The sequence below is a fragment of the Mucilaginibacter gracilis genome (genome assembly GCF_003633615.1).
In the GTDB taxonomy this organism is placed as follows: domain Bacteria; phylum Bacteroidota; class Bacteroidia; order Sphingobacteriales; family Sphingobacteriaceae; genus Mucilaginibacter; species Mucilaginibacter gracilis.
Genome location: NZ_RBKU01000001.1, coordinates 2,232,798 through 2,255,220, shown reverse-complemented (window position 1 = coordinate 2,255,220; position 22,423 = coordinate 2,232,798). Strand labels below are relative to the sequence as shown.

Sequence of the window (22,423 nt, the reverse complement as noted above, 5' to 3'; positions counted from 1 at the left end):
GATTATTGTTTAGTATTGGTTTTCTTTATTTTTTTTCTGAACGATACGAGATACGAATCAAGCGGTTTTAAATTAACAGCCATTTGGTTTAATACGTCATTAAATATATCTAATTTTTGAGGGCTGATGCCTTCTGTTGCTTTATTATTTAATAGCGCAAATGATTGTTTTATAGCCGGTATATCTTGCCGGGCCTTATCTGTTAATTTAATTAACTGCTCGCGCCTGTCGTAAGGGTTAATTTCGCGGTACACGTAGCCTTTGGTGCTCAGCAAATCAACAATGCTTACCATTGCCGACTTGTCTTTGCCCGTAATTTGAGCCAACTTTTTTTGAGTTGGCTGGCCCTCGTATTCCGCTATGAGCAATAAAATATAATGGTAACGGGTAATATCCATATACTCCACCTGCTTTGAAAAAGCGCCGAGGTATATTTTAGCCAGTTGCATCAATCTGCGCGATATAGGTTCGTCCAAGTATATATTGTTTAATTAAACACAAAACTATTTAGTTTGTAAATGAAATAGTTATATGTATCAACCATATTACAGTTTTAACATGACTTATAAGTCTGTTTTTTATCTCTCTCTATTTTTGTAAACTTGTTGTTGTATGAGAAAAATTTTACTTCTAACTTTTTACCTAACCCTGCTTAGTATGAATTTGAACGCAACTGATGTTGTTAAACCACCCCTAATCAGCTATAAGCTTACTTTCCCCGAAGCCCAGGCACATTACGTGACTATTGAAATGACCATAAGCGGACTAAAACAGCAAACAGTTGATGTTAAAATGCCCGTGTGGACGCCCGGCTCATACCTTGTAAGAGAATTTGCCAAAAATGTAGAAGGCTTTACCGCCCAGGCAAATGGTAAGCCAATTAAAGCCTATAAAACCAATAAAAATACCTGGCATATTGTAAACGGCAACGCAACAGTAGTTAACTTAAGATATAGTGTTTATTGTTTTGAGGCATCTGTACGTACAAGCTTAGTTGATGTTTCGGCAGCATTTTTATCCACATCGGGTTTGTTTATGTATCCGGATGGGATGTTGAACGAGCCATCTACCATACATATTGTTCCGTTTGCGGGTTGGAAAACAGTATCAACAAGCCTTACAGCTGTAAACGGCGATCAGTTTACTTTGCACTCCCCCAATTATGATATTTTGTTTGATTCGCCAATACAGGTTGGTAACCAGGATGTTTTTGGCTTTGAAACAGGCGGTGTAAAATATGAAATTGCAATGTGCAGCGGCGGCAACTACGATAAAGAACGCTTAAAGAACGACTTTACCAAAATAATTGAAGAAGAAACGGCAGTTTATGGCGAAAACCCTAATAAACGCTATGTATTTATAGTACACAATTACTTAAAAGGCAGCGGTGGTTTAGAACACCTGAGCAGTACCGTTTTAGGAGCTACGCGAAATGGTTATAGCAACGAAGCTATATATCACAATTTTTTAGGATTGGTGGCGCATGAGCATTTTCATTTATGGAACGTAAAGCGTTTGCGGCCAATAGCCCTTGGCCCGTTTAATTACGAAGCCGAAAACTACACAACCGATTTGTGGATTGCCGAGGGCTTTACAACTTATTACCAGGCGGTTATTGTACGGCGTACCAATTTGTACCCCACCCGCGACTTTTTGACCATCATGGCTGCCGATATGAGCATGGTTGATAACCAACCCGGCACAAAAATACAATCGCTTGTTGATGCGAGCTTTGATGCCTGGATTAAGTATTACCGGCCTAACGAGAATTCGGTTAATACAACCATGTCATACTACAACAAAGGCGCGGTAATAGCGATGTTGCTTGATTTGGAAATTATTAACAACAGCAAAGCACAAAAAAGCCTTGACGATGTGATGAAGCACATGTATAATGACTTTTATAAGGTAAAAAAACGAGGTTATACCGATACGGAATTTAAGGCCGGGCTTGAAAACTTTACAGGTAAAAACCTTGACGATTTTTACAAAAAATATATTTACGGTGTTGACAGTATTGATTACAGCCATTACCTGGGCTACGCTGGTTATAAAGTTACAAATGAGTTAAATGCAAACAGTAATGCTTATTTAGGCATTAAAACCATGCCCGGAAACGGCAATAATATGGTGGCCGCTGTTATACGTAACAGCCCTGCATGGGTGGCAGGCCTTAGTGCTTTTGACGAAATAATAACAATTGACGGCAACAGCGTGGCCGACGTTGATAAATACCTTACCACCAAAAAACCGGGTGATAGCGTTGAGATTTCCCTTTTACGTGATGGCCAGCCCATGACATTTAAAATTGTTTTAAACAACAACCCACAGGTTAAGTATGTAGTAGAAGAGTTACCCAACCCTACAGTTGAACAGCTTGCGGTACGTAAAAAGTGGATGAAGCTATAAGGCATAGCAATTAGAGTTGGTATTATCTTTAAAATTAAAAATAATTGAAACAATTTCTTTTCTATTAACTTTTTATATATAGAAAAACAAATTGTATTATTTTTTAACTTTTAAACAAACTACCATGAACTCATTATTGTATATTATTGCCGTCATCCTCATTATTGGTTGGGCTCTCGGCGTATTTATGTATTCGGCCACCGGGTTAATTCACGTGCTGTTGGTGATAGCTGTAATATCGCTGATATTAGGATTTATAAGAAGGCCAACCATTGTTTAGGCTACAAGTAAGCATTAATTATTTTGATAAGATAAACCCTGGCCAATAGCGACCAGGGTTTTTTAATAAACAAATATTAAAGCAAAAAAATAGAATGAGGTGCTTGGGTATAGCTAATGTTTAGCATATTTAACTTGTAGGCACAAAAAACGATAAAACCATTGTTTATATATTGGAGCTTACTGAGCTATCTTCAACCAATAAAAGGTGTTAGGAATACTTAGCTGCTCAAAAATGAAAAGTGCTTTCAAATTATCAATTAGCCTAAACAACAAAAGAAAATAGCTATATGCCTACCTCTACAGGCTATAATTTATTATTGGGGATTGTTATTTGCCCAAAAAAAGACCTATCTGGAAATAAAACCAGATGCCGTTTTTTATAGTATAGAAATTAAAGTACCAAAGGTTCCTGGGTTTATAGCAATCATCGGGGAATAAAAATCCTGTACTTTCAGAGGCAACGTAGCTTCAAATTTAACTTTTGACGAATTTCAATATCGAAACATCACAAAAAATTTCTAGTCAATTGAATTGATTAACAATTAATTATAAATTTATAAACACTACACAAGATTAAATTATCTTACTCGTTAAGTATGGTGGCACCAATGCACCAATCTCGAAGTATTTCTTGTCGGATTTGGTACTGCTCACACCACGCATCCAAATTCCGAGATTTAGTTGGGCTCGGTTTTTAATAGAACAAGAAAATAGATTAGTATTTTCTACAAAACCGCGTGCATTTTATTAACTTTAATGTTTTAAAAAAAGTGGCCCTAACTCCTGTAAAAAACGAAGCGCAATTACTTGCATTGGTTGCAAAAGGGGAACAGCGTGCTTTTACCGAACTTTTTGATGCCTATTATAAGCAACTTGGTGAATACGTAAATAACCTTACGGAATCAATTGAGGTAACTGAAGAAATTGTACAAGATGTTTTTATAAAAATTTGGCTCAAAAAGGAGACGCTTATTGAACTCGACAATTTTAGTTATTACTTATTTATTCTTTGCAAAAACCAAACCTTAAATCACCTTCGGAAAAAAGCTAATGATAAAGTGCGGCAATCCGAATGGCTAAAACACATCGAAGAAGAGATTTATACCACTGATAATTCTGCTGTAACTGAAGAATACCGGGTACTTATCGATCATGCGATTAACAAACTCCCCCCCCAACAGCAAAAAATTTACAGGCTAAGCAGAGAAGAACGCCTAAAGCACGATGAAATAGCCAAACTTTTGAATATTTCTCCACAAACAGTAAAAAAACACATTAAACTGGCACTCCGTTTTATTAAAAATGATGTTAATATTAAAAAAGATGCCATTATTATCATGATTTTATCTACTCCATTGCTTTTTTTATAAAAAAAACATAATTCTATTACCCCCTTTTGCATATCAATGTGTCTTTAGTATTAAAATAGCATCAATTTAAAGTGCTATCATGATACAATGACAAAAAACAACCGTATAACTGATTTATTTAAAAAATATTTTGACAAAACGGCTACTGCTACAGAGCGGAAGGAGCTAATGCTTTTGATCAGTGAAGCAAATTCGGATGAGGAGTTGCTACAACTGATGGAAGAAGCCTACCAAGCTTTTGTTCCTCAAAAAAACCCTTTTATGCTGGGTAAAAGGGAAAAAATGTTGCAACAGATTCAGGCCGGTATAGCCGATGCGGAAACAAAAGAAGCAGCTCCAAAGCTACAACGCAAAAAAACATGGCTTAGATATGCCGTTGCCGCGGCGATATTGATATTTATAACTACAGGTACCTATTTATTAGTTTATAAGCAAACGGCCAGGCAAATTGCAAAGGCCGACTTTACTCCCGGCGGTAATAAGGCGGTGCTAACGCTAAGCAATGGATCAATCATCATTCTGAATGATGCTAAAAATGGAAAATTAGCTAGCCAGGGTGGCATAGCGATTAATAAGACCCACGACGGCGAGGTAAATTATGATGCTTCAAAATCAGCAGAGATTGAAACCGCCGCGGCTCTGTCTTACAACACCATTACTACGCCAAAAGGCGGCCAATACCAGGTTGTATTAGCCGATGGCACTAAGGTATGGCTCAATTCGGTTTCTTCAATCAGTTTCCCTACCGCGTTTACCGGGAAGGAACGGCATGTAGAAATTACAGGAGAGGTATATTTTGAAGTGGCTAAAAATAAAGCCAAGCCTTTCTTTGTTAAATCGGGCAACCAGGAGGTTGAAGTTTTGGGTACGCATTTCAACATCAACAACTACACGGATGAGCCCGATGCTAAAACAACCTTACTTGAAGGATCGGTTAAAATTAAACAACTAAACAATGGTATTACTGCAACTCTTCAACCAGGGCAGCAAGCTATCTATAAATCATCGGGGTTCATTATTGTTAAGGATGCGGATATTGAACGGATAGTAGCCTGGAAAAACGGCATGTTCCAGATTAATGATGCCAGCATTGAAACCATTATGCGCCAGGCCGCCAGATGGTACGATGTGGATATTGAATATGAAGGAAAAGTTCCGCAGAGACAATTTTCCGGAAAGATTAAACGCGATGTTAAAGCCTCAGAATTTTTGCAAATGATCTCTTATTTCAATGTGCATTTTAGCATTGAGGGGCGGAAGATCATCGTTAAAAACTAAGTAAAAAAGTACAACAACCCAATTAATAGAATTATTAACTCAAAAACTCAAAAAATGAAAAAACAATTTACCCTCAAGTAAAGATCATGCAGATCACAATCAAACGGTTTACCATAAAAAAACCGGGAAGTGTTAGCGCACTTACCCGGTCAATGCCAAGGTTAACCATTAAAAAAGCTGTTTAACAATCGAGTATTAACGTTCAACCTAACACTACAAAAGTATGTATTTAAATGGTTTATCTAAACCCTTGCCAGGGGTATTGCATTTACTGGCAAAAAAAACATTTTCTGTGTCGTATCAGTCCATAAACTCACTTTTAAATTTTAAACTTAAAACGGAGGAATATTATGCGTATTAATTTTAGAGCTATAATTATTACCATAATTTCTGTTTTGGTATACGCCAAAGGTTATAGTCAAATCACTATTCACGAGAAGAATGTTGAAGTTCAAAAGATATTCAAATCAATTGAGCAACAATCAAAGCTTACTTTTTTATATGATAGTCAGGATATTAAGGGCATACCCAAAGTAACCGTTAATATTGATAACGGCACCATTCAGGAAGCATTGAATCAAGCCTTTAAGGGCCAGCCACTAACCTATAAGGTAATTGCTCAAACCATATTGGTTAAAAAAGAACAGCCAAAGGTTACGCCCGAAAAAAAGGCGATTGTACCGCTCAAGGGCCGGGTGGTAGATGGCAACCAACTGCCGATAAAAGACGTTACCATACGCGAGCTCAAATTAGGCAGTGTAACACAAACAAATATTAACGGCGAGTTTAAAATACTTGGCACTAACTCGGGCACTATTACTGTAGCAGCTCCTGGCTTTGCAAAAAAGAGTATAAGCTATTCTGATACCTCATACCTGGATATCATGCTGGAAAAAGGTGCAAGTCAAACCTTTGATTTGGCAGAGGTTAATATCCAATCCAACGACGTAAAGGAAAACCCCACCAAATTTATAAATCTTGAAAACCGGAGCTACATGAATCTTTCCCAGGTTTTGCAAGGAACTATCCCCGGGTTAAGTTTACAGGTGGTTAACTCCAGCTCTAAAACCGTTACCAGTGTGGATGCTTATGTACACAGTTATTTAGGAAACACTGTGCTTACATTCATCCGTTTTTCTGTTGAGGATTTTTTGGTTTATAAAGGCCAAACTGAAGGGCAGAATATTATTAATATCTTACTAAGGGGTACAAATATCCCTGCCTCTATTTCTACTTTATATCATATTAATACCACTACAACGGTTACTAACGCCTTGGTGCCCGAAATACGTGGGGCAAACAATTTTGGAAGCAATGTCTCCAATATGCTCGTAGTTATTGATGGTTTTCCGCAGGATGGTTTTCCCGCCAATTACCCCATGACAAACGTTGAATCTATCGAGGTAATTAAAGACCCGAAGGAATTAGTTAAATGGGGATCAAGGGCCGCTGGCGGAGCTATCCTAATCAGGTCGAAACCTGCTAAAGCCGGAAAATTACTGGTGAATTATTCAGCCAGCTTTTATTATTCGCCGGCGCCTAAATTTAACAGAGACAAATTAAAACTGTCAGATTCCCGCACGTATTTAAATTACCTTCGTGATGTTGATTCTATTTTAAACAACAGCTACGGTGCCACACCGTTTGGCCTTTCGCCTGCCAAGCAGTTACTCAGTCAAAAAAAGCTGGGCACTATTACCGCATCAAAATTTAACACCAAATGGGATTCGCTCTCGCGGCTGAATAACGAAAGCCAGTTAAATATGCTACAGCAAGATTCCTACAGTCAAAACCACACTTTAACAGTAAGTGGTGGTACACTTGCTTACAAGTTTACAGCCATTGGTAATTATATCGGCGGGCAGGGTAATGATCTGGGCGGTAACAATAAAACGTACTCGTTTATCTTAAATAACAACTTTAATCTTTTAAAAAACAAGCTCCACATCCGGTGGCTCATCAATTACTCTGATGAAAAAACCAAATCAGGCTATTCCTTTTCTCCAACTAACGTAGGGCTTGATCCTTACCAGATGCTGTTAGACGGGCAAGGAAATTATATTTATGATTACACTAAGCTTTCAGCCTCGGCAAATCAACAAATCGTATCCCGTGGGTACAAAAATTACGGGGTTAATCTTTTGGAAGACGCCAGACTCAATGATCTTACTTCTTCGGTAATAAACAAACAATCCAATTTCAGCATGAACTGGAATTTATTGCCAGGATTATCATGGGCCTCGTCTGTAATTTACACCCATAAAGATAATGGTACCAGAAACCTGTACGATGGCGAGTCGAGCTATGCAAGGCAGTTGGTAGATACCTATGGGCAATTAACCAATAATGGAGTAATTTTTTATGTTCCTTACGGGAATATCCTAAAGTCAACCAATTCAATTTATGATAACACTAATATAAGGTCGGGCCTGTCTTATTATAAATCTCTTGGCAAACATACCTTTAACATTAGTTTAGGAGGAGCAGCTTCAAGCGTATCTACAAACAGCCCTTCAAACATGACATTGTTTGGCTATAACGCCAACACCAATACAAGCACACCGGTTTACCTACCTACAAACCCTTCAACACAAAGTACAATAACCAATTTTTACTCACTCTTTTCAGGGGCTTCATCTAGCGCCTACCCTTATTCATTAACACAACCACAAGGAGGCGATACCACTATAAACCGCAACCTGAACGGCAATGTGGTGCTTGAGTATAGGTTTTCTGATAGGATAAGAGCTAATGGTTCGTATATAGCCAATTTAAACCCTTTATATGGGCAGGCTGCTATTTATTCTGTACAGTCATCCTATAAAAGCGATGTTACGGGTCGTGTGGTTAAAAACTGGAACGGATTTTTGAAAGATGTTTTCTTATCTGTAGGAACTACAGGCATTATCATGCCCGATCTGCCTGCACAATATAAAAACACAAGGTATTTACAAACCTATTTTAATAACTATACCATTTGGGTAAGCGGCACTTCGCCTACACAGCAGGAAGGGCAGAGTTCAAAAAATTTATATCAAAAATTAACACTTGCTTTTGCAGATAGTGCTATAGTTGCATACGGAGCCTATAATACGCAAACTACTAAAGGTGATTTAACAGCAACAAACTCAAACAGTGCTGCTAATAATACTACTACAACAGCAAGATACCTTAGTGGTGGTTTTGCGGTGTTTTTGAGAAAAAAGTTATTGAACTTCCGTCTAAATTATGACAGATCACCGGAAGGGGACGCGCAATATAACGGAAACTTTAATTACAACATTAGCCGGGAAAGCTTTTTCAAATCGAATACCATAAGCGACCTGGAATTTAATGCAACTTTGCAGGAGATTAGCCCATACCAAGGCTTGTCGCTAATGCAAAGCACAAACATTCCTACCGATGGCTCTTACAGTCAGGCAATTAATAGTGATTTTAGTATACTCCCGTCAGCAAACCGAACTTTTGAAGTTCATGGTAAAATCGGTATCAATAATAACAAGCACACTTTGGATCTGCGCTATTACGATCAAACTTCCAGCGGTTTAAATAACAACCTCAATGTTTTAACCGATCCAACTACCGGCCTTTCTAACCATGTGAGCTACAGTAGCATCACCAACAAGGGTGTAGAGTTTTTCTTTAATACTGCTATTTTTAAAAGTGATAAGTTTAGTTATAACATTACCATAAACGGAGCACATAATACCAACATTGCACGCAGTGTGCCGGTAACTAATTTTACAGCAACCAGCGATTACACGATAGCTTTAAGGAATGGTTATGATATAAGTAACATATGGGCACCCAAATGGGCAGGCCTAAACTCAAGCGGCGATCCTCAGATTTATGACAAAAACGGTAAAGTTACCTCGGTACTTGATAGCGCTACGGTTGCCTCATCACTGGTGAAGCAAGGTGTAACCAAAGCCCCGTGGACAGGTGGTTTAATACAGGAGTTTAGATTACACCAGTTTTTTGCCCGTGCCGCCGTTACGTTCAATTTGGGATACGTAATGAGGTATTACCTTCCTTATCCTGGCAATGATTCGGAAACGAGCAGCCTTGTGGCCGACAGATGGCGTAAGCCTGGGGACGAAAACTTTACAGATGTTCCCAAAATCAGTGCCTCAGGTGCCAACACCTACAGGGAATTTGTTACCCGCTATTCAAGCAACAGTATATTGCCAGCCGATAACATACGCTTGCAAGAGATAATGGTAGGCTGTAATGTACCTAACAGGTATCTGCAAAAATATGGTATAAGCTTTTTAGTAGTAACCTTACAGGTACAAAACCTTACCTATTGGGCACGTAACAAGTATAACATAGATCCGGCAACTGTAGCCGTAGATGGAAGAATAGGAAACCCTCTGCCAAGGATCTATTCATGTAACCTAAGTATGAATTTTTAAGCAATATAACAATGTATAAAAGAACACTATTACTTGTTTTGGCTATATATGGCCTATGGTCACTATCAGCCTGCAAAAAATTCCTGGATATAGCGCCGTCTTCTACAAGCGTTAACCCTATTAAGATCCAGGATTTTCAGGAAATACTCAATAGCGATTCGTTAAGCAAATGCCATTTTTATTTGTTAGATGTAATGAGCGACGACCTTACACTCACAGACGCCCAAGTGGCTGCTTCTACCAATTACTACCAGCGTAGTTTTTTATGGCAGAGCCTGATCTGGAACCCATCTGATGTAGACGTGATGTATAACTCAACCTATTCGAGGATATTGCAAATGAATATCATTTTAGACCGGGTAAACGACGCCCCGGCCGATAATTATAATACACCGGAAAATAAAAGCAATGTTATCTCACAGGCTCTTATTAACAGGGCATGGTATTACCTGCAGTTAGTAAACGCTTACGGAGCGGCGTATGATGCTACAACATCGGCTACAGACCCCGGAGTGCCGCTTACAGTTACTGCCACTAATTATACCTTATTGCCAAGAGCAAGCGTGGCAGATGTTTACGCCCAGGTAATTGCCGACCTAAAAACGGCTGTTAAAAATCCATACTTAAAAAGTAAGGGAACCGATATTATCCATCCCGGAAAGGCATCCGGTTATGCCTTACTGGCAAGGGCCTATCTGTATGAGGGTGACTATGTTTCGGCATCAAACTATGCCGATTCTGTTTTGGCAACACAAAGTACACTACAAAGTTACTCTATAAGCGGTTATGTGGCCCCATCTCAATTACCTGATCTGACAACTAATCCGGAGATCCTGTTAGGGCGTGTCACCCTGGATATCGGCTTTTATACGCTCTACACCGCCACAATTATGCCTAGTTCAACATTAACGTCAACATTAACAACCTCCGATTTACGATACTCTAAAAAGTTTGCATCAGCTTCAAGATTTGCGCCTGCTACTTATGCTGTTTCCGGCGGAAATTCTATGTTTTTTGACAACAGTGTTGGTGTACCGGAGGTAATGCTGATTAAGGCCGAATGTTTGGCACGCAGCGGTAATTTTGCTGCTGCCGGAGCGCTTATTACCACACTAAGGAAAGCCAGATTAACAGCTTCAACCTTCGCCGCAGAGAATCGTACCTACACAGCGGCTAACATTTTAGGTTATGTACTGGATGAACGCAGACGTGAACTGTTTTACCACGGCGGACTCCGTTTGTTCGACTTGAAAAGGCTGAATAAAGACGCCACCCTAAAGAAGGACATTACACGCCTCAATAACTCAGGCAAAGTTATAGCTACACTTCCTGCAGGCTCTGGCTTATACCTGGTACCGTTTAGCCCAACGGTTTTAGCAGCTAATCCTAACATAGTTCAAAATCCCAGATAAGGAGAATAACTGTTAAACTATAAAACAAATAAAATCATGTTACAAAAAATATATCACAATATCTTCCGGTCGTTTTTTAGCTTTCAAGGGGCGTTGTTGCTGGGTTTGCTATGTATAATAGGGGCAGCCTCATGCAATAAAGGCATGAGCGATGCGGATACCCTACAGGCCAAATTTGACAGCGGAATGGTTTCGTACATTGAGGGCAGCAATGTAGTGGCCCTAAATGGCTTAAATTACAGTTTTACACCGTATTTTAAGGGAGTACCCATATCGCTGAACGGCGCGGCAAAAACTAACGATACGGTAACCTCAGTTGTCGATCCGTCATTAGTTGCTCAGTACAATCAGGTTTATCTGGAAAAAAATCCAACAATACCCCAAGGAGCATTCCAGGTTTCTTACAACGGAACCTTTCCAATAGCAGGCGGTTCTGCCCAAGCTAAAGATTCCTTGTATGTTTTATTGAAAGACGGTAGCCAGTTGAACGATAGTACCGCTTACCTGGTACCTGTTACCCTGGCGGCAAAAAAAGGTTCCAAGTTAAAATACTCTGTATTCTTTTTTAAAGTATTTGTTACCAAAGGCGACTTGAAAGCCAAAATGTATAGCATCGGCACTATTAATGGCGTTAGCTTTAACAGGCTGAGCAGTGGTGCGCTGCAAACTATACATACGAGTACTGGTGTGCCCGATTCGCTAAAGTTTAAGCTAAGCCTAAATAAGGTATTTCCTGCGCACGATGTTAGTGTGCAGGCAACTTTACTTACACAAAGTGAGTTAACTGCGGCTATAGCCAAGGAGAGATTTACCGGGATACCGATGCCCGATAATACAGGCAGCCTAACCAAAGACCTGGTTACCGTACCAGCCAGATCCTTACTGAGCAAGGATAGTTTAACGCTCCGTTTCCCTAATAAAGCTGTTTTAGCAAAAAGTCAATGGTACGTTATGGGGATTAAAGTTGTCACTTACACGGGCTCTCAATACGGTGTACCACCTGTGGCTAACGACTCTTGCAGGGCTTATGTCCGGTTTTTCCTGAGTAATTAATTCAAACTGGTTCTCCGTAAATTAATTTATACCAAATGTTAAAAAAAATGGGCCTGGGGGCCGTAATTTACTTGTACATCTCATTTGTTAACCTGTCTTTTTCAAAAGCTAAGGCATATCCGCCCGGGGATATACACCCCGATAAAAATCAAAGCGCGGTATGCCGGCTGGTGGTTAATATGATACTTGCCAATAACTATAAAAAGGTAGCCATTAACGATTCGTTATCAGTTTTGGTTTTTGACAGATATTTAAAAAGTCTGGATGAAAATCATAGCTATTTATTGGCCGTAGATGTGGCAGCCTTTGATCAGTACAAAACGTTGTTGGATGATGACCTGCAAAGCGGCAACCTGGCTCATGTATTCGGTATGTTTAATGTTTTTAAAATGAGGAATGAGGAACGTTTAAAATACGCGCTTACACAACTCGATGCCAATTATGATTTTACTAAAAACGATATCTATGTGCCCGACCGGAGAAAATTGCCTTTTATAAAAACAGAGGCGGATATGAATTTGATGTGGAACCAACGGGTTAAATATGATTTGCTCGAACTGCAGCTATCAAGCCCGGATATAGCAAAGAATAGGGAGACACTAAAAAAGAAGTATCAAAATCTGTTGGATCAATCGGCCAAAACGTCGAGCCAAGATGTTTTTCAATTATTTATGAACGCGTTCACAGCTTCGGTTGATCCTCATGCTGCTTACTTTAATCCCTTCAATGCTTCCCAGTTTAATGTGGGTATAACCCGAGCCCTGGAAGGTATTGGCGCAACACTGGCATTAAGTAACGAATACGTAACCATTAAAAGTTTAACACCCGGAGGGCCTGCCTATAAAACAAAGCTAATTAATCCGGAAGACCGTATCATTGCCATAGCCCAGGGTAAGGATGGCGATTTTCAGGATGTTACTGGCTGGAGGCTTGATAATGCCATAGCGTTAATTCGTGGGCCCAAAGGAACGATTGTGAAGCTTAAGGTACTGGCCAAGGGAAAAAGCGCGTCTGATGAACCTCTAACCGTTGAAGTTGTTCGGGATAAAATCATTTTGGAAGACCAGTCGGCAAAGCAGGAAATACGCACCTATAAAGCGATGGGCAAAAACGTTAAAATTGGTATCATCTCCATTCCGGCTTTTTATTTTGACCATGTGGCTTATACAGCCGGTGACCGCAATTACAAAAGTACAACCAGAGATGTGAAACTATTGCTGGATACCCTAAAACAGCATAACGTTGATGGCATTATGATTGACCTGCGCGGTAACGGCGGCGGATCATTAAACGAAGCGGTTAGCCTAACGGGCCTTTTTATCAAATCGGGCCCTGTTGTTCAGGTACGTGATGTTGATCAGCACATTCAGGTAAATCAGGATTTCGATCCATCAATATACTATAATGGTCCGCTTGCCGTATTGGTTGATCGTACCAGTGCATCTGCTTCTGAGATCTTTTCGGGAGCGATACAGGATTATGGCCGCGGCCTTATTTTAGGTTCGCAAACCTACGGAAAAGGGAGTGTGCAAACCACGGTAGATTTGAACAAGGTAGCGCTAAAACTAGCAGGCCAGAACAAAACAAACGCTGATACCGGCAAGCAAGATCAATTTGGACAATTGAATGTTACCATTGGAAAATTTTACCGGATTAATGGTAGTTCAACCCAGCATAAGGGCGTCGTACCGGATATCCAGCTGCCATCATTCATCGCACCGTCAAAATATGGTGAAGATAACGAACCATCTGCTATGCCATGGGATACCATATCCAAAACTGATTACATCCCGGTAGGGTTATTAAATAAGGTGGTGCCTGTTTTAAACAGCCAGTACCAAAAGCGTAGTCAAACTATTGCTGCCTACCAAGCATATAGCAACGAGGTAAAGGCGTATCAGGATAACCAGGGGCCTAAAACCATTTCATTAAATGCGCAGGCATTTAAACACACCCGTGATGTTAATGCCAAAAAAGCGTTGGATCGCGATAATAAGTTACGGGTGGCAATAGGGCTACCGGCGTTAAAAAAAGGAGAGGTAAAGGCTAAAACGGACGACCTTGACTTTATGAAAACCGAAGGCGCCCAAATATTAACAGATTACATCTTTTTGGATAAAGCACTCTTCGGTATAAACGGGCCAAGCTATTATCCCGAGGGTAAAACGGCAAACTAGTTGCCCCTTTAAATCATCACTAAAAAACAATGCCTGTAACTCAATATAATTAATAAAGCAAACGAAACCAACATGGTAAAAACAATAGCTATAACTACTCTTTCTTTTTCAGCCCTGCTGTTTAACGGGTATACAAATCATATACCTTCGCAAGGTAAAAATGCGCATTTACAAAACTTACAACACAGCAGCGGCAACGTTAAAACGGCTACCGACACTTTAGGGCTTAAAGCAGGTGATAAGTGCCCCGATATTGTATTCAGAGATACCACAGGGTATAACGGGCACGATGTTAAACTTAGCAGCTTTAAAGGCAAATATGTACTTATTGATGTATGGGCTTCCTGGTGCGCCCCATGCCGTGCACAATACCCGCACTTGGTTTTATTGGAAAATAAAATGAAAAACAAAGAGATAGTTTTTGTAAGTATATCAATTGATACCCGCGTGTTTAGGTGGAAGGGCCCTGCACTCCAATCAATGGGCGGCATTCAATGGATGGTAAAAGACGAAGGATTTGAAAAAGCATTTGGTATTACTACCATTCCCCGGTTTATTTTACTGGATAAAAAAGGCAATGTTTTAAACCCCAAAATGCCCCTTCCATCGCACCCAGAACTTGAGCAAGAGTTAAACAAGCTTAAGGGAATTTAAAATACATATACCCTAATATGATAAAATCAATTATTATAATGCTTGTTGCAATACCTTGCGCCGTAGCAGCACAGCAAAATTACACCGTTAAGGTTAAGTTAAAAAACGCTAGTCCGCCGGCTAAAGCTTATCTTAATTATAAGGTAAACCAAAAGATAATGCAAGACTCGGCTATTTTAATCAATGGCGAATTTACTTTTAAGGGCACCCAGAGCAACAAAATGAAAGCCTTTGTTTTACTGAGCCATACCGGTGTACCGGTTAAGGACCTAGCCGGTGCCGACCAGGTGGCGGTGTATCTGGAAAATGGTACTATCGTTGTTAACGCCACCGATTCATTAGTACATGCTTCAGTGAGCGGCACCATGCTTAATGATGACCAGCAGCAAATGGTTAGTTTGCTGGAACCTTACAAAGTAAAGGGTAAAAATATGGTTGCGGCCTACGATAAGGCCGAAGGTAATGCCAATGAACAGGAAAAACTGAAGGCGGAATTCGCTAACCTTCAAAAAGAAAAAAATGAAGCTATTGAGAATTTCATTAAAAGCCATCTTAATTCATTGGTGAGTTTAAACCTGCTCCTTACAACTGTAGATCCGGCCCAGGATATAGCTAAGGCCCGGAGGCTTTTTAACAGTTTAACGGCAGATGTACAAAATTCTGCAAACGGCCAAACGTACAAAAATGTAATTACAGAGGCCAAAACAGTGGAGGTGGGCAGTCAGGCTCCAAACTTTACAATTAAAAATACAAAAGGCGAGGATGTTTCCCTGGCATCTTTTAAGGGTAAATACGTGTTGGTAGATTTTTGGGCAAGCTGGTGCGGCCCCTGCAGGGCCGAAAACCCCAACCTGTTAGCCTCTTTTAAGCAGTTCAAAAACAAAAACTTTACCGTTTTGGGCGTGTCGTTGGATGGAGGAAAAAATGCTAAACAGCTATGGATGGATGCAATTACCAAAGATGGTTTACCGTGGGAGCAGGTATCTGAATTGCAGGGATGGCAGAGCCCAATTGCCCATCTATACAAAATAACTACCATACCGGCTAATTTTTTAATTGATCCAACAGGTAAAATTATTGCCCGTGACTTACGCGGGGATGATCTTAATCAAAAACTAACAACTCTTTTCTTATAATATTTCATCATAGCCTGTTTGGTATTTTAATATCAGCACACATTTTTTAAGGCTCCTATACAAAACATAATACATGAAAAAAGCAATAATAACGCTGCTCGCAGCATTACCCCTTAGCGCCGCCGCACAGCAACAATACACCATTAGCGGAACCGTAGGTAAAGTAAAATTCCCGGCCACTGCTTATGTGGTTTACCAGGAAAGAGGGCAAATGAAGTTTGACTCGGCTACCGTTCAGCCTGGTGGTAAATTTATTATTAAAGGCACCGTATCTGTCCCCATGAAGGCCTTTGTTATGATGGGGCAAAACGGCGAAAAATTAAACTCCAGACCAAGCCCCGATCAGGTGGGTGTTTATTTGGAAAACGGTGTTGTTGAAATAACCACACCCGATTCATTATTGAGAGCTAAGGTTGGCGGTACCCCTTTAAATAAAGACCAGCAGGACTTGGTTGCCTTGTTAACACCCTTTAAGAAAACAGAAGCTCAGATGAGCGCAGGCTTATCTAAAGCGGAGGGCAACAGCCAGGAGCAAGCGCAAATACAACAGGCATTTGAGAGCCTGGCCTTAGCAAAATTACAGATCCAGATGGGGTTTATAGAAAGTCACCCTAATTCGTTGGTGAGTTTAAATTTGCTGCGTAGCGCCGTCGATCCTGATAAATATCCTGAAAAAGCCAACACGCTGTTTAACGGCTTCAGTGCCGAGCTTAAAGCTTCGCCGGCAGGGCAGTCATATCTTAATAAAATTGGAAAGGCAAAAGCCTTAACTGTGGGTAACATAGCACCTGATTTTGTTTTGAAAAACACAAAAGATCAAGATATAAGCCTGGCGTCGTTTAAAGGTAAATACGTTCTGGTAGATTTTTGGGCAAGCTGGTGCGGGCCTTGCCGTAGAGAGAACCCCAATGTGGTTAAAGCATTTGAGAAATATAAGACTAAAAACTTTACTGTGCTTGGTGTATCGTTAGACGGAGGCGAAAAAGCGAAGGAAAAATGGTTGGCCGCTATCGGTAAAGATGGCTTAAACTGGGAGCAGGTATCTGACCTTGAAGGGTGGAGAAGCTACGTAGTTCAGCTATACCACATCAACGCTATACCAGCTAATTTTTTACTGGATCCATCAGGAAAAATAATTGCCAGAGACCTGCGTGGCGAAGAGCTTGAAGCAAAATTAGCAACCATACTTTAATACAATGGTCAATCTGTTTTATTTACTAATCAAAAAAAAGAAACCTGTTGTGGTTGCCTTTTTTATAATACTGTGCTCGCCGCATTTTACTTTGCATGCCCAAAGCCTGCAAAACGACACTTATGTTGATTATGACGAACTAATGAGTAATGTGCTTAAAAACCTTAAAGCGGCACAGGCAAAAACACCGTTTACCGGATCGGCGTCGCTGAGGAAACAAGCACTTTTATTGCCGTCTGATTCTAAGGCCCCCATACGGTCGTTGGTTAAACCCGGCCAAAAGGAAATGACAGCCGCCCAGATTATAAAAGACCGCAGGGATGGTGTTTTAATGATATATAAATATTATAAAGCTACCGAAAAAGAACCTGAAAAGGCACAGTTATACGCAACGGCCTCGGCACTTACCGCAGATGGTATTTGTGTATCCAACTGGCATGTTTTTATGGGCGTTGTTCAACCAGAAGAAACACTTGCCGCTAATGATAGCGTTACCTTTGTAGTAACCTTAAAAGGAGATGTTTACCCCATTCAACAGATTTTAGCATTTAATAAAAACGCGGATGCTGCAATTTTTAAAATCAATACTGGTAATGCTTACCTAAGCCCCATACCCTTGGGAACGGAGCTTGCCGTTGGCGAAACCGTTCACACGCTTACCAATCCGGAGCAATATATTTATTATTACAGCAAGGGTGTGGTAGCACGTAAAACAGCCAACCATAAAATTGGTGCAATGGGAGACCGGATGGAGATAACTGCCGACTATGCGAAGGGATCAAGCGGCGGTCCTATTTTGGATGACAGGGGTAACATGGCGGGCATGGTTTCTACCACGCACTCTATTTATGCACAAGATAGGCCACAGGTTAATTTGCAAATGGTAATTAAAACAACCATTCCGGCACAGTCCATCCGAAGGTTAATCCAATTAGAATAGTTGGATCTACCATAAACCCTCCCCTTTTTAAAAAAGCGAAACTTTAATATCAGCGAAAAGCAGAATTTACAATCAGGATTACTTGATGCTTTTGTTTACGATATAACCGCCCCAACACCTATAAATATCAATTGAAACCAAATGAAATATTATTTAATCATTGTCACTACGGCATTAATTTGCTTTACTGAAAGTTTGTTTAGTCAGGTTCGCTTAAAAGGGGACATCAAAGCGTTAAGGGCGATCGACCAGGTAATTATCCAGTACTACGAGGGCGATATTGACAAAACGGTTACGCAAAAAATTATTAATGGGAAATTTACCTGGGAGGCGCCCGTAACCGAATCGCAAAAAATAACGATGATTTTTCCGGGCCGGGCAATCTATATTTTTATAGACCCGGGAGATTTAACGATAACCGGAAGCAGGGATTCTGTGGACGCGCTTAAAGTAACCGGTTCTAAAACAAATGATGAGGCTGTAGCTTATGCCCTTAAATTGAAATCTTTAAATGACGAGGAAGCATCTCTTAACCTTCAATATCATAAATTAACCGGGGATAAAGAAGTGGAGCTGGAAGAAAAAATTGCAGGTATTGCTAAACAAAAAAAAACTATTGCTAATGCCTATATTGCCACCCACAAACAAAGCGCTTTCAGTTTAAACCTGGTAACTGAATTTTCCAGACTGGGTAACTACGAAGATGTTGCGAAGATGTATAACATGTTAAGCCCCCAGGTAAAATCAACATCAGCAGGCAAACGCGTTGCAAGTCGGCTGGCTATCCTCAAAAGAAGTGCTATTGGCGAAAAGATGATAAACTTTACGGAAAAAGACACCAATGGCACCGCTGTTAATTTTTCTGCCTTTAAGGGTAAATACGTATTAGTTGATTTTTGGGCCAGTTGGTGCTATCCCTGCCGGGAGGAAATACCCAATGTTATACAAGCGTATAACACCTTTAAAGACCATAACTTTACAGTAGTAAGCATTTCGCTAGATGATGTACGTAAAAGGTGGCTAACCTCATTAGCCACTCTTAAAATGCCATGGATACAATTGTCTAATGTAAAAGGATGGGACGATGAGCTACCCGTTTACTATGGAATAAAAGGAATCCCGAGCAGTTTACTTATTGATCCGGAGGGTGTCATCATCGCCAAAGACTTAAGGGGAGTGGCATTAAATAAAAAGTTAATAGAGTTATTTAGCCGCTCTAATAATAATTAAAGTGGGCATTAAGCCCGCTTCCGTTATATTAAATTCCGACATCTAAAAGCTGGAAAAACCAAATTTCATTAACCCAAATTACGCAGTAGCAAATAGCACCCTTACAACTCATTTAATCCCTAACTCCGCATAATTACCCCGTCTATTTTGAAAAATATAGTGGAACAACGCTTGATTGTTCCTTTTTTTGTTTATTTTGGGCTACCTAATTAGGTTGTCTATGTCGTTACCTTCCTGGATTCAAAAATTTAAAGAGCCAAAAACAGAGATCAGGCTTATCAAGGGTACATTTTACAAGTACGCTGTTGAGTATCGTTATAATTCTGAAAAAAAGCGGACGGATAAAATAACCCTGGAACTTCTTGGTAAAATCACCGAGAAGGAGGGCTTTGTCCCGTCGGATAAAAAACTAATAAAAGATAAAGGCAACAGCCTGCCGGTAGTAGATATCAAAACATACGGATTGTATAATCTCTTTACGTCTTTGCTTGCTGAGGATCTTCCCAGTTTACTTACACTCTTCCCAGAGCCTGTTAGTCAAACATTATTGACAGTAGCAATGATGCGTTTTGCTTATCAGCACCCAATAAAGCGTATGCCGTTTCAACATGCACATGACTACTGTTCTCTGAACTGGGTCACAAAAGGTCTTGATGACAAAGCAATTACAGCTGCATTGAAATATGTAGGAGAAAACAGAGAACTATTGCTGGGCTGGATGAAAGGCAGATTAGGGGTAAGGGAAGCTATGCAGGATAAATTTGTAATGATTGATTCTACGCACATACCATCCCTTTCAGAACATCTTTCAGTCAACGCAATGGGTTATAATCCACAGCATAGCTATGATCCACAAATACGCCTGATGTACATTTTTTCTGCACAAATGCAACAACCGGTGTATTATAGACTTATCAATGGGAATATTACTGACGTTACATCGATGAAGATATGTGTAGACGAACTAAATATCAAAGATGTGGTTTTCATTGCCGACAAGGGATTTTACAGCAAGAAAAACGTCGCTGACCTCAAAACTGCCTCCATTCATTTCATTATCCCACTATACAGAAATAATAATCTCATAGATTATGAACCGCTACAGCAAGCCAATTTTAAAAAAGGTATAAAGAATTATTTCACCTATCAGAAGAGGGTGGTCTGGTATTATGAATATGAAAAAGAAGGACTGATGCTAACTACTTACCTTGACGAGCGCCTTAGAGTAGAAGAAGAAGCTGATTTCCTTACCCGTACTCAAACACATCCTGATAAGTATAAAGAAGTTGATTTCTTTGAACGGGTTGACCGTTTTGGAACACTTACACTCACGAATCACCTGCCTGAAGCGGTGTCCGCACAAATGTTATATGAAACCTACAAACAGCGCAATGAAATAGAAGTCATGTTTGACGCCTACAAGCACTTCCTGCTTGCAGACAAAACCTACATGCAGAACCGATATGTGCTGGAAGGATGGTTAATGGCAAATTTTATAGCCATGATCGCATACTACAGGTTGTATACACGACTAAAAACAGCAAACAAACTTTCAAAATATGCACCAAAGGACATAGTAGAAATATCAAAAAGCATCTACCAAACTAAAATCCGAAACACCTGGGTAAGATCCGAAATAACAAAAAAGACAAAAGACCTCTTTAAATCTATTGACATAGACTACCTAAATTAGCGGAGTTAGGGTTTAATTTCTAATTTGTGAGGCTTTTGTTTTTCAATGCGTAATTTGGGATAAACATAGCTAATAGGAGCTAAAAGTTACCTATAACAATCATTGCTTGTAATTCATCTTCATGTTATAACAATGATTGATCTGTAGCAATTTATGATATACTACGGGTGCAATAAAAAATAATCCGTTTACTTTTCGCTTCTATCTATATATTATTGTTACCCGTAGTGCATTATCAGACTAAATTTATTTTAATGTGATTCATGTTCCTTTTAAAGATAAATTTGTTGAGGTATTGAATGGTGGTCAGGGCAGTTATTTTACTTAACGTCCTTGTCTTAAACCCCTCAAAAGTTTTGGCATAATTTCTTCTGATCATAAACTGATCGCACAGTTGCGAAAATAGCGTTTCAATCCTTTTCCTTGATTTTTTGAATAGGTATGGATACGGTTTGAATTTCTTTTGATTGTTTCTCATCGGGGTTTCCAATCTAATGTTTACAGATTCAAAAAGATTGACCTGTACCTCTGCGGACAAATAGCCTTTGTCTCCAAGTAGCACGCAATCAGTCATTTGTTGTTGTATATCTTTCAGGTAATGTATGTCATGTACGGAAGCAGGGCTTAGGTCAAAGTTCTCAAAAACACCATCTACTGAACAAACTGCATGCAGTTTGTATCCATAATACCTCGAACTTTGCGCAGCACAAAAACCATGGTTTGGAAAAGCGTATTCCTGTTCTTTGCAGATTTTACTTCTTGCTGCACGGGCATTTTTACATACCTCTAAAGGCATTGAATCGACAATGAAACAGTCCTGGACAGCGTTCAGTTTCTGAACAAGCTTTTTTCTCACCTCATTTATGTGCGGGAACAATTTTCTTTTTCTCTTATTGTAAACACTTCGTTCGATCAAGATATCAAGCGGGGTACCTTTCAGGTTTCTAAATAACTGATATTCAGAATCTATTCCACAATATTCAGCGGTCAAATTTAACGTAATTAACTCTAAATCAGACAGTCTTGGCCTTACTGGTTTGTAATAAAAGTCCTCTTTTATTGACAGTTTCCTAAACTCTTCTAAAATAAAAGTGTAATTTTGAATCAAGTTGTTCATGTTTGTAATTGATTGTCAGTCAATACAATATACCATTTATTGGCGAAATGAACAACTTTCTTTAT

General features: G+C 39.7%; 16 protein-coding genes. 14 read left to right on the top strand and 2 right to left on the bottom strand.

The features are described 5' to 3' along the window. Positions 1-2: 2 nt before the first annotated feature. Positions 3-476, bottom strand: coding sequence for a MarR family winged helix-turn-helix transcriptional regulator (locus BDD43_RS09615; RefSeq protein ID WP_121197475.1), 474 nt, complete (start codon positions 474-476; stop codon positions 3-5). Between the two features lie 181 nt (positions 477-657). Here BDD43_RS09615 and BDD43_RS09610 point away from each other — a divergent pair, with 181 nt between their 5' ends. The 14 genes from BDD43_RS09610 (at position 658) to BDD43_RS09545 (ending at position 21,241) form a co-directional block, all read left to right on the top strand. Next, positions 658-2,409: a M61 family metallopeptidase gene (locus tag BDD43_RS09610; protein WP_246001511.1), complete on the top strand. Its 1,752-nt coding sequence runs from the start codon at positions 658-660 to the stop codon at positions 2,407-2,409. Between the two features lie 124 nt (positions 2,410-2,533). Beyond that, positions 2,534-2,689, top strand: coding sequence for a lmo0937 family membrane protein (locus BDD43_RS09605; RefSeq protein WP_121201942.1), 156 nt, complete (start codon positions 2,534-2,536; stop codon positions 2,687-2,689). A 739-nt stretch (positions 2,690-3,428) separates the two neighbouring features. Then, positions 3,429-4,061: an RNA polymerase sigma-70 factor gene (locus BDD43_RS09600; protein ID WP_121197473.1), complete on the top strand. Its 633-nt coding sequence runs from the start codon at positions 3,429-3,431 to the stop codon at positions 4,059-4,061. 87 nt (positions 4,062-4,148) lie between these two features. Continuing rightward, entirely contained in the window at positions 4,149-5,339 is a 1,191-nt protein-coding gene (locus BDD43_RS09595; RefSeq protein ID WP_121197472.1) for a FecR family protein, read from the top strand. 350 nt (positions 5,340-5,689) lie between these two features. Then, positions 5,690-9,754, top strand: a complete 4,065-nt coding sequence (locus BDD43_RS09590) for a SusC/RagA family TonB-linked outer membrane protein (RefSeq protein WP_121197471.1) — start codon at positions 5,690-5,692, stop codon at positions 9,752-9,754. 11 nt (positions 9,755-9,765) lie between these two features. After that, positions 9,766-11,166, top strand: a complete 1,401-nt coding sequence (locus BDD43_RS09585) for a RagB/SusD family nutrient uptake outer membrane protein (protein WP_121197470.1) — start codon at positions 9,766-9,768, stop codon at positions 11,164-11,166. Positions 11,167-11,202: 36 nt separating this feature from the next. Continuing rightward, positions 11,203-12,219: a DUF1735 domain-containing protein gene (locus BDD43_RS09580; protein WP_121197469.1), complete on the top strand. Its 1,017-nt coding sequence runs from the start codon at positions 11,203-11,205 to the stop codon at positions 12,217-12,219. A 35-nt stretch (positions 12,220-12,254) separates the two neighbouring features. After that, entirely contained in the window at positions 12,255-14,396 is a 2,142-nt protein-coding gene (locus BDD43_RS09575; protein WP_121197468.1) for a carboxy terminal-processing peptidase, read from the top strand. A gap of 72 nt (positions 14,397-14,468) precedes the next feature. After that, the gene (locus BDD43_RS09570) at positions 14,469-15,050 is read left to right on the top strand and encodes a TlpA family protein disulfide reductase (protein WP_121197467.1); all 582 of its coding nucleotides are present in this window, start codon (positions 14,469-14,471) and stop codon (positions 15,048-15,050) included. A 38-nt stretch (positions 15,051-15,088) separates the two neighbouring features. Next, entirely contained in the window at positions 15,089-16,186 is a 1,098-nt protein-coding gene (locus BDD43_RS09565) for a TlpA disulfide reductase family protein (RefSeq protein WP_246001509.1), read from the top strand. 73 nt (positions 16,187-16,259) lie between these two features. After that, on the top strand, positions 16,260-17,378 hold the full coding sequence (locus tag BDD43_RS09560; RefSeq protein WP_121197465.1) for a TlpA disulfide reductase family protein: 1,119 nt from the start codon (positions 16,260-16,262) through the stop codon (positions 17,376-17,378). Between the two features lie 4 nt (positions 17,379-17,382). Further along, positions 17,383-18,318, top strand: a complete 936-nt coding sequence (locus BDD43_RS09555; RefSeq protein ID WP_121197464.1) for a S1 family peptidase — start codon at positions 17,383-17,385, stop codon at positions 18,316-18,318. A 141-nt stretch (positions 18,319-18,459) separates the two neighbouring features. Further along, positions 18,460-19,548, top strand: a complete 1,089-nt coding sequence (locus BDD43_RS09550; protein WP_121197463.1) for a TlpA disulfide reductase family protein — start codon at positions 18,460-18,462, stop codon at positions 19,546-19,548. A gap of 220 nt (positions 19,549-19,768) precedes the next feature. Continuing rightward, complete coding sequence (locus BDD43_RS09545) at positions 19,769-21,241, top strand: transposase (protein ID WP_121195838.1); 1,473 nt, start codon at positions 19,769-19,771, stop codon at positions 21,239-21,241. Positions 21,242-21,476: 235 nt separating this feature from the next. On the opposite strand, the gene BDD43_RS09540 is transcribed toward BDD43_RS09545, so the two are convergent. Continuing rightward, complete coding sequence (locus BDD43_RS09540; protein ID WP_121196630.1) at positions 21,477-22,358, bottom strand: IS982 family transposase; 882 nt, start codon at positions 22,356-22,358, stop codon at positions 21,477-21,479. Positions 22,359-22,423 lie beyond the last annotated feature (65 nt).